Genomic DNA, 9,720 nt, shown 5'->3' on the forward strand with positions numbered 1-9,720 from the left:
TAGTGGCACAGGTAGTGGCATTGGCAGTGGAACTGGTAGTGGCACCGGTAATGGAATTGGTAGTGGCACTGGCAGTGGAATTGGCAATGGAGTAGGAAACCGTCCAACAGTAGCAACAGCGCCAACAGTGCCAACACCGCCAAAAATTAATAGCTCAGGTGATGGTAATGGTCGTGCAGCCTGCCGCGAATGTAATGCCAAGTATCCAGATGCAGCAAGACGGGGAGGAGTTGAAGGCAGAGTAGAAGTAGCTGTAGATACTGACTCACAAGGCAATGTTACCAATGTGCGGATTGCTCGCTCCAGTGGAAACCGCGACTTAGATGAAGAAACCGCCAGACAAGCGCGTGACTGGAAATTAAAACCCGCAGAAGGTGGTAGACAAGGGGTATCGATCGCCACTGAATTTGCTATAAAAGGTTCACGGCGATCGCGCCAAGTTCAAGAACGGCAAGCACAAAGAGAAGCAGAAGAAAGAACCCAGCAGGCAGCAGCTGCTGCTAACTCCACACCAGAAAATCCAAGACGTAGACGCAGAGAATTGACACCCCCATCTAATGAAGCTACAGCCACAAGACCAGCAATATCTGGATTGAGTAGACGGTTGGAACCTCAAAGAGGGGAAAGTCCTGCTACAAGCTCATCATCTGGATCTAGCACAACTCGCACTCAAGGAAGTGCAACAGAGTCCTTACGCCGCATCAAGCCTGAAGCAACGGCTACTGATTCATCACAAAACCCACAAGCAACCACAAATCGACGGCGGCGAAAAGATAACACTAGCCAGAACAAGTTGCGGGAGTCTTTGCGCCGTTTACGCCCACAACCTCAATCGCAATCTGAATCGCAACCGCAACCTGCTGCTCCCAGTCAGCAGTAGTAGTTTGTCAAGTTGAAATTGATGGGTTCGTAGTAAGCGCTTGAGCGCTTAAGGCTATTTTCAGGTAAATAGACCACGCAGTAAGGGCACAGCATTGCTGTGCCCCGACGACAGATGTGGTTCAAATAAATGAAAACTGCTGTAAGGCAAGGACTAAAGTCCTGGCTACGAACTTATTGACTCAGCAAAGTTGTCTTGGTGGACAACTAGTAGAGCGACAAAACTTGCTGGAATCATACTTTGATTAGCGATCGCGCACCGCCTCCTGCTTTTAGGAGGCGGTTTTTCTTTAGACAGGAATGCCTTTGTTAAGCGTTTCACCTCTTCCATCTGCGAGTGCGGTAATTTTATGATGGGCAATTAGACACACTGGCGATCGCGCCCTTTGCCAATCAATGGAAGTGGAAGTGAATAATCCCGTACTTTCCCCTACCCATTTCTCTGATCAGGGCGATGAAAATCGCCTGCGCCTAAAATAAAGGTAGTAGTGTTTGCTCATCACCAATTATATGGTGAGAGGATAGTCAATGGCTAACTCTCAAGTTGCTCATCTGCACTTTATGCTAGGCGTCAAATTCACTGATTTGAATAAAACTTCTACATAAACACACACTGATGCAGTTTGATTTGCTTGAATAGCTATATTGATAAGACATTGATCCGACGGCAATTCACAATTCCTGATTATGGCAAGTAAATTCATTGATGTTAGGGAATATACTGTCAGGGCGCACAAAAGACAGATTCATACTCGTGTTTTCCAGTTTGTCTGTAAAGAGTGTAACGATGTGACAAAGCGCGAGACTTTCGGGCCTCGACCCTTATATTGTGAGAGATGTCGCCCTCCCCAACCGCCTAAGAAATCCCAGCCAACATCTCACAAAGCAAAACCCAGAGCAATGTCTTACAAAAGTGACATCGATTTAAATTAATTAAAGCCTTATGACTCAAAATGGACAATTAGAACCGCCTCCGGGTACCTTTCTCTCACCACTGTTGGAATTACGAGACTATTATGCTCGTCTTACAGAAGAGTATGAACGCCTCTTTGTGCAGGCGCGATCGCAGCTCGATCATGTAGAAGCATTGTTGTCTAACTGGTCTTTTTCTGATCCCGACAAGCAGATATCAAGACTGACGGCGGCTGATGAAACCTCAAATCTTTCTCAAGAAGGCTCTCTGCTGTTTTTATCACCCCTTGATGACATTGACGAAATCAACTTGGTGGAGTCTTTACAATCAGAACGAAAAGACAAAGACTTGGTTGAGATAGATAATTCCTTTTCTGCTGCTGTTGATACAAAAAAGAGTCAACCTCTAACTACATCGCCAGATATCGAGACACCTCCAGAGAACAACGATAGTTCAACGAAGGTGGCGGAAATCCCGATGCTACCTCAATATCAGCACGCTCTCTCGCGAATGGAAGCCATAAAACAGCTATTGCAAGAGAATATAGGCACTGTCTGTCATATCGATTTTATCGTGCGATCGCTTTATGGAGAGTTAGATTCCAATCTATTCAAAGTAGTTAAAGGTAGGGTTCAATCTTCCCTCACCCAAGGCAGAGAAAGGAATTACTGGGTAACTATTCCCGATGAGCCAGGTTGTTATACTCTGGATTTAAGTTTGGTAGTCCCAAGTAATGGCAATAATGCTTATAAAAGCATCAAAAGCAAAAAGAAGAAACCTTTCGTACCCCCGACAAAAACAGTACCAATGCTCAAAGCCTTTGAGGGTCTATTCTTAATTGATGCCCTCACCTCCCTGTTAGAACAAAATCCAGGTAAAGTTTTCAGCGTCGCTGAAGTCATCGCCGGAATTTATGGAGAACTAGATTCTCAGCAACTTAGAGAGATCAAAAATAAGGTGCTGAATGAATTATCTAGAGGCTATCGGACGGGCAGATTCTCTAGGATTCCTGACCAAATCGGCTTCTATACTTGGGACTCCAATCTGATACCAAAGAGAAGTTCTCGCTAAATTGGTATTGGGCAATTCAATTTTAGATTTTGGATTGACGATAGCGCCACGGAGAGCGAGTCCGCGTACTCCTGCCCAGAAGCAAGCTACGCCTTGATCTCGTAGAGAGCGTCTTTTGGATTAAATTTCAATTCTTTAATCCAAAATCCAAAATCTAAAATTCTTACTCCCCACTCCTCGCCTATCCCAAAAACAACTTGTATGCCGGATTTTTGTTTTCATCCCAATAGCGATAGCCCAGGTGATCGAGAAAAGCTTGCCACTCTTCCATCTCATGGCGGGGAACCTGGATACCGACAACGATTCGCCCGTAGTCTGCGCCGTTGTTGCGGTAATGAAAAAGACTAATATTCCAGTTGGGACTCATGGAAGTAACAAATTTCATCAATGCGCCGGGACGTTCGGGAAACTCAAAACGGTAGAGCAATTCATTGTGAGCCAGGGGAGAGTGCCCACCCACCATGTGCCGCAGATGTAATTTAGTTAGTTCGTCGTCCGTTAAATCAAGGGTTTCAAATCCCTGAGCTTCAAAGGTTTCTACCATCTTTGCAGCATCGGCACGGTTTTGAATTTGCACACCGACAAAAATATGGGCTGTTTTTTCATCGGCAATGCGATAATTAAACTCGGTAAGATTACGGTTGCCAATACATTCACAAAACTGGCGAATACTTCCCCGTTGCTCAGGAATTGTGACTGCAAAGATCGCTTCGCGACGTTCGCCCAACTCTGCCCGTTCTGCCACAAAGCGGAGGCGATCAAAGTTCATGTTTGCACCGCAGGCGACAGCAATTAAGGTTTGTCCTGCGATTTGTTCTCGTTCTACGTAGGCTTTGGCAGCTGCGATCGCTAATGCACCGGCTGGTTCTAAAATGGATCGCGTATCCTCAAACACATCTTTAATCGCAGCACAAGTATCGTCTGTATCCACCAGAATGATTTCATCTACATACTGCTGACATAAACGAAAAGTTTCTTCACCTACTTCCCGCACTGCTACCCCATCAGCAAATAACCCCACTTGAGACAAGCGCACCCGATGTCCGGCTTTCAGCGATTGAGACATAGCATCAGCATCTACTGGCTCAACGCCAATAATCTTGATTTCGGGACGCAACCGTTTCACATAAGCTCCAATCCCAGAAATTAATCCGCCCCCTCCAATTGCCACAAAAATCGCATGGATGGGTTGCTGATATTGCCGTAAAATTTCCATCCCGATTGTTCCCTGTCCAGCAATGACATGCGGATCATCAAAGGGGTGAATAAAGGTCAATCCTTTTTCTACTTCTAATTCACGGGCATAGCTATAAGCATCGTCGTAGGTGTTTCCATGTAACACGACTGCTCCACCCCTCATTCTCACCGCGTCTACCTTGACTTGGGGTGTGGTTATTGGCATGACGATAATCGCTTTAGTTCCCAAGCGTTGGGCTGCAAGGGCGACTCCCTGAGCATGGTTTCCCGCAGACGCTGCGATTACACCATGCGCCAATATCTCTGGTGGCAGTTGCACCATTTTGTTATAAGCACCCCGCAGTTTAAAGGAAAATACTGACTGCATATCCTCACGTTTCAGCAGGAGTTGATTATTCAGCCGCGCAGACAAATTTGGGGCATACTCCAATGGTGTTTCCTGGGCAACATCATACACACGGGCAGTCAGAATTTGGATGAGGTAGTCGCAATACATGGGCGTCAAGGTGTTAGCAAATGCCGGATGGAAATTAATTTTACGTTACAAGCGATCGCACTGGTTTCATTTAATTGCACTCTCTCGAAATTTTGAGTGAATAAAATTGAACAATTACTAATACTATAGGAATCCGATTTGATTCCTGAACTTACTTGCGTAGGGAGGGAACAGGGAACAGGGAATAGGAAAGAAGGGAATAGGGAACAGGGAATAGGGAATAGATGTGTACTGAGTTATTTCAAAAATCAAATACGAGTCCTATCTCTGAGGATAAAATATTCAGTGATTGAATTTTTTGGTGACTTCAAATTCAATGCGATCGCTGGTAAGTTGATTTTAAACGAGTTTTGCCAATTGTCCGAGTATTTAGAACAATAGATAAGTATAGTGTTGCTTATGAACATAACTTCTCAATTTATGTTAAAGTATGCATGGAAGATTAAATTCGGCTGTGTAGTTTGTTTTTATATATACTTGTATTACAGACCTCTCCGGATGTAAATCTCTACACCCCCTGATTCTGGAGACATTCTATTATGTCAATTTACGTCGGGAACTTATCTTATGAGGTTAAAGAAGATGACCTCCGGCAGGTCTTTGCAGAATACGGAACTGTAAAAAATGTTCAATTGCCTATTGACCGAGAAACAGGTCGGGTGAGAGGTTTTGGTTTTGTAGAAATGGAATCAGACGCACAAGAAACAGCAGCAATTGAGGCCCTTGATAATGCTGAGTGGATGGGTCGGAGTTTAAAAGTTAATAAAGCCAAGCCGAAGACAGACGGAGGTTCCTCTGGTGGTAGACGAGGAAACTATGGTGGTGGTGGTGGTGGCTCCTCTCGCCCCTATTAAGGTCTAAAACCAAGAATTTAACTCTAAGGTCTTGAGGGCAGACAAGGCGTCTGCCTTTTTTTGTGCTTCGGTTGACTGGAGTGTTTACCACAACCCAACCACTAATTAAGTCTATTTAGTAGAAATATAGTATGACCCAAAGAATCGTAGGCGAAAGTGAAGGGATTGAATCAGCCTTACGTCGATTTAAGTGATAAGTATCCAAAGCGGGAATTTTTCCAGATATCAGAAAGCACCGTCACTTTGAAACGCCCCTGCAAAAGTGCAAACGCAAAGCAATTGCCAAGCACAAACAGCGTAAGAGAAGTTTCCGCAATTGATAATAATTGTCTCTTATAAAGCCATGCGTTAGCGTAGCTGATTGTAGGTATCGTTTTTGTAAGAGGTGTAGGAACCATGAACCCAGAAGCTAAACATATTGTTAGCGAACTAAGGCATAAGTTCTACTCTAACTTTGCTGCTGCTATGAATATGCCGGTGATCATAACTGGTGCATCTTATAGTAGTAATTCACCGATCGCATCTTGGATGGATCATAGGCAAAGACTGAACTATGTAAATGTATACGCTTATACAGCCCCTGATGAATTTGTCCCATTCCGCCCCTTCATTCTTCGACTGGCTATTAACAAGAGTGCTGGTAGAGTGACGGTGTTAAGAAAAGGACAAGTATGCCGAGGTCTTAATTTGGTGTGGGATTTTGAGTTAACTGTACTACCAAAAGAAATCTTAGACTTTCTTCCCTGGATAGTTAACTTAGTTGAAGCTCATGACAAAGGTTCGCCTTTATTGCTACAATTACCACCTCATTCATTTGAATTAAAAGCGCCAGAGGTTGGGTTCTTTAATAACGCATGGACTCAGAAAGCTTGGCTCCTTGCAAATCCGAGAATATCCTAATGGTTGGTGCTAATCGCTCTTTTAGCAACTGACAAAAAATATATGTGCTTGGCTAAGTTTGCCCAATAGACATCTGGTGAAATTAATTATGCGTTGTCCAAAATCCTTGGTAGGCACAATTCATGAATTGTGCCTACATCATTTTTGGAGATGTCTATTGTATAAGCGTATTCATTTTTTGCAAAGCAAAAACAGATACTAGATATATGACACTTCGACCCTTCTCTACGAGACGATGCGCGTAGCTTGCTTCCACGAAGTGGTACGACAAAGCTCAGTGCAACGCAAGCTCAGTGACCGCGAATCACCTCACCAATTTCTGGTAAAATAGTTAGTGTGTTGACCATCAATGCCATAAGCGAAAACCAAGCTGATAAGTATATGTTGCAAGAAAACCCTTCGACTTACCTCGACTCCGCTACTTCGGCTGCGCTCAGTACAAGTCGGCAGGGGTCGCTCAGGATAAAAGATTTGGGTCTTGGGAACCAGGAGTCCTGACAAGAGGAGGGAATGTAAGACCAATATAACTACGGAGACAAGAGAGGTTATTCCTGATGAATTGGGAAGCCTCGTCCGTCTAGAGGTTGGGGTAGTTCACTAAGGCAATCTACAGAGAGCAAAGATGCAGATTCTCCAAAAACTCTCCCTCCCAAGTATGGGCTGCGGGACTTGGGCATGGGGCAACCAACTGCTTTGGGGATATGACGAAAGTATGGATGACCAGTTACAAGCCGTCTTTAACCTTTGTGTAAGCAACGGTGTGACTTTATTTGATACAGGTGATTCTTACGGAACTGGGAGATTGAATGGTCGGAGTGAGTTACTCCTGGGACGATTCAATCGAGAATATCTAGGTTCAGGCAAAGAAAATATTTGTATTGCTACTAAGCTTGCTGCTTATCCGTGGAGATGGACACGTCAATCAATGGTAAGGGCTTGCAAGTCATCTGCCCATCGTCTGGGAAAAAACGTAGATTTGGTACAGATGCACTGGTCTACAGCGAATTATGCTCCTTGGCAAGAGGGAGGGCTGTTAGATGGTCTTGCCGATGTGTATGAGTAAGGACTGGTCAAAGGAGTGGGACTATCCAATTATGGCCCGAAACGGCTTAAGCAAGTGCAGAAAAAGTTTGCTGCACGGGGCGTTCCTATTACAACTCTGCAAGTTCAATACTCTTTGTTGTCTACATATCCTGTCACCCAACTAAAGCTCAAAGACCTTTGTGATGAGTTGGGAATCAAATTGATTGCCTACAGCCCTCTAGCCTTGGGACTACTGACAGGAAAATACTCTGAGCAAGGCCCTTTGCCCAAAGGCATCCGAGGTCTGCTGTTTAGGCAGATATTACCAGGAATGCGTAGGCGTAGCCCGCCGCAGGCATCGCTTTTAGCATGTTTGCAAGAGGTGGCACAGTTTAGAAACAAAACTATGTCACAGGTAGCAATTAATTGGTGCATCTGTAAAGGAACCATTCCTATCCCTGGAGCAAAGAGCGTCGAACAGGCGAGGGAGAATATTGGTGCATTGGGTTGGCAATTAAACGCCAGTGAGATTGCAGAGTTGGATAGGGCGGCGGCGAATGCAGACAAAAAAATGGTACAAAATATCTTTCAAACTAAGTAAAATTTCAACGTTGCTGTATTTGAATATAAATCATTGCAAAAACCTAGTTTAAATCTGATAATTAGGACTTATGCAAAAATCGCCAAAAAGCTTAATTAACAAATCTTTCGGTTCGTATCTTTCTCTCAACAAAAAGCGATTCACACTATCATGTGAAACGTCTCCAAGTATTTCTGCTAATCTACTGCACCCCCTGTGCTTCGGAACTGAAGTGCAGAAATAGGATGTAGTGTTCTAGATTGCACTGCCCTGTTGAGGTTTTGCTGATTTCTCTAATTGTCCGATACCTCTTTGTTGACGACTCTCATTTTTATCCGCATCATTTTACCATTCTGTCAATGCGTAAGTCATATAAGCAATAAAGTGCTGAAAATCCTTACCCTGAGTACTGCGCGATGCCTACGGTGGGCGGGTACGCGAGCGCACATTATTATCATTGGTTACTTAAGTTAAACCGCACCTAAGTCCAAGGCGTGCTCATTGTCTAGCAAAAGCCAAATCACTTTCAATTAACTTGGCACCTGTTAGGTTAGCCCCATTCAAATTGCAGAAGTGAAAATTTGCCCCTCTTAGGTCTGCTAGTGCTAGATTGGCTCCTCTTAGGTCAGCATCAGTGAGGTTAACTTCACTTAAGTTAGCGCTACTTAGGTTAGCCCCTCTCATATCTGCTAGTTGCAGGTCTGCCCCCTTTAGGTTTGTCCTCATTAGGTATGTCTTACTCAGGTCGGCTCCACTTAAATTAGCTTTACTTAAATCTGCCGCTGTTAAATCAGCAAAACTTAGATTGGCTTGACTTAGGTCTGCCCAACTCAACTTTGCATAACTTAGATTAATTTCACTCAGGTTCACTGATGCAAGTACTGCACACCTCAAATTAGCATTAATAAAATTTCTTTCTCCCATTGCATAACGGCGTAAAATTTCATCAGTTGTTACTCTGTCTAAAACAGCTTTTGATGCGCCTTGATAACACCATCCAGCTTCTAATAGTTTAGTAGCAGTGTTAACAGCTATTTCATCACATTTAACTATTATCACACCATTGCACCCATCCCACTGACCGTTAAGCATAAGGGCAATCTCACTAGCGGCAGCAATTGAGTCAAATAGTAAAACAGATTCTTTGTGTCGTTTTAACCAGCTATTCCAACCAATCGAGATAATATTTTTCATTTCTATAACTTTTGGCGCGTTAAGTATTGATGTCGAGGTTCCTTGTCTGATATCTTGCGGCAATTCGGGTGCATATTCACCTACAGTGTAACCAGTTTTGTACTCTTCCTGATCTTCCCAGATTCCATCCCCTAACTTGACATACAACCGTTGCCAGTAGTCGCGCCAGCCTAACTCCTTAATTAGTTTAGTAGCATCGTTTTGGTATTGCGCTTTTTGTACCGCTTTACGTCCTCCCAGAGTTTCGCTGATGTGGTCATCGCATTGTGCCGCATCTGGGAATTGTTCGTTCAGGTAGGCTACCAACTCATAGCGGTTGGTAAATTCGCGTTGCATATTTTTGGTCATGTGAACTTTGAAGGGTGAGAATATATCAACAAAAATACTTGTAGGTTAAGTCATTATTATGGCGGATAAATATAAGCGTACACCGCAGGGATTGCCGCAGGCGATCGCTCTCAACCTGATGAGAGAACTTTTTTCATAGTAAGCAAAGATGAATGAGTGCGATCGCTATCTTAAATTATTGAACACCTATGATCGCTCAATACAATAGACTTCTTGCATAAATCAAAAAAAGAACCCCACCCCGTCGGCTCTTAGGGGCTGGGGG

The 9,720-nt window shown here is 43.9% G+C and carries 7 protein-coding genes and 4 pseudogenes; 7 read left to right on the forward strand and 4 right to left on the reverse strand.

All coding sequences use genetic code 11. From position 1 onward, the window contains the following. The 3 genes from HWQ41_RS25970 to HWQ41_RS25980 all read left to right on the forward strand — a co-directional run. Window positions 1-880, forward strand: an 880-nt coding sequence (locus tag HWQ41_RS25970) for an energy transducer TonB (protein ID WP_292769537.1), incomplete at its 5' end; no start/stop codon positions are given. Window positions 881-1,566: 686 nt separating this feature from the next. Beyond that, window positions 1,567-1,812 (forward strand): hypothetical protein, encoded by a 246-nt coding sequence (locus tag HWQ41_RS25975; RefSeq protein WP_292769540.1) that lies wholly within the window; start codon window positions 1,567-1,569, stop codon window positions 1,810-1,812. A gap of 10 nt (window positions 1,813-1,822) precedes the next feature. Beyond that, window positions 1,823-2,863, forward strand: a complete 1,041-nt coding sequence (locus HWQ41_RS25980) for a hypothetical protein (RefSeq protein WP_292769544.1) — start codon at window positions 1,823-1,825, stop codon at window positions 2,861-2,863. Window positions 2,864-3,044: 181 nt separating this feature from the next. On the opposite strand, the gene ilvA is transcribed toward HWQ41_RS25980, so the two are convergent. After that, window positions 3,045-4,556 (reverse strand): threonine ammonia-lyase, biosynthetic, encoded by a 1,512-nt coding sequence (ilvA, locus tag HWQ41_RS25985; RefSeq protein ID WP_292769548.1) that lies wholly within the window; start codon window positions 4,554-4,556, stop codon window positions 3,045-3,047. Between the two features lie 539 nt (window positions 4,557-5,095). Here ilvA and HWQ41_RS25990 point away from each other — a divergent pair. From HWQ41_RS25990 to HWQ41_RS26005, 4 genes and pseudogenes are all read left to right on the forward strand, one after another. Beyond that, window positions 5,096-5,410, forward strand: coding sequence for an RNA-binding protein (locus tag HWQ41_RS25990; RefSeq protein ID WP_292769551.1), 315 nt, complete (start codon window positions 5,096-5,098; stop codon window positions 5,408-5,410). Window positions 5,411-5,541: 131 nt separating this feature from the next. Continuing rightward, window positions 5,542-5,730 (forward strand): annotated as a pseudogene (gene rpsU, locus HWQ41_RS25995) (30S ribosomal protein S21). Window positions 5,731-5,806: 76 nt separating this feature from the next. Further along, window positions 5,807-6,310: a hypothetical protein gene (locus HWQ41_RS26000; RefSeq protein WP_292769554.1), complete on the forward strand. Its 504-nt coding sequence runs from the start codon at window positions 5,807-5,809 to the stop codon at window positions 6,308-6,310. 622 nt (window positions 6,311-6,932) lie between these two features. Then, window positions 6,933-7,934 (forward strand): annotated as a pseudogene (locus HWQ41_RS26005) (aldo/keto reductase). Window positions 7,935-8,033: 99 nt separating this feature from the next. On the opposite strand, the pseudogene HWQ41_RS26010 reads toward HWQ41_RS26005, so the two are convergent. The 3 genes and pseudogenes from HWQ41_RS26010 to HWQ41_RS26020 all read right to left on the reverse strand — a co-directional run. Further along, window positions 8,034-8,151: pseudogene (locus HWQ41_RS26010) on the reverse strand (IS701 family transposase); the annotation flags it as partial. Between the two features lie 260 nt (window positions 8,152-8,411). Next, entirely contained in the window at window positions 8,412-9,107 is a 696-nt protein-coding gene (locus HWQ41_RS34385; RefSeq protein ID WP_366931714.1) for a pentapeptide repeat-containing protein, read from the reverse strand. A 33-nt stretch (window positions 9,108-9,140) separates the two neighbouring features. After that, window positions 9,141-9,455, reverse strand: a pseudogene (locus HWQ41_RS26020) (deoxyribodipyrimidine photo-lyase); the annotation flags it as partial. Window positions 9,456-9,720 lie beyond the last annotated feature (265 nt).

Origin of the sequence: Nostoc sp. NOS(2021), from assembly GCF_017115025.1 — a bacterium.
In the GTDB taxonomy this organism is placed as follows: domain Bacteria; phylum Cyanobacteriota; class Cyanobacteriia; order Cyanobacteriales; family Nostocaceae; genus Nostoc.

Coding starts and splice junctions, on each gene's coding strand:
- HWQ41_RS25975 (WP_292769540.1), top strand. CDS start 1,567: ATGGCAAGTAAATTCATTGATGTTAGGGAATATACTGTCAGGGCGCAC.
- HWQ41_RS25980 (WP_292769544.1), top strand. CDS start 1,823: ATGACTCAAAATGGACAATTAGAACCGCCTCCGGGTACCTTTCTCTCA.
- ilvA (WP_292769548.1), bottom strand. CDS start 4,556: ATGTATTGCGACTACCTCATCCAAATTCTGACTGCCCGTGTGTATGAT.
- HWQ41_RS25990 (WP_292769551.1), top strand. CDS start 5,096: ATGTCAATTTACGTCGGGAACTTATCTTATGAGGTTAAAGAAGATGAC.
- HWQ41_RS26000 (WP_292769554.1), top strand. CDS start 5,807: ATGAACCCAGAAGCTAAACATATTGTTAGCGAACTAAGGCATAAGTTC.
- HWQ41_RS34385 (WP_366931714.1), bottom strand. CDS start 9,107: ATGAAAAATATTATCTCGATTGGTTGGAATAGCTGGTTAAAACGACAC.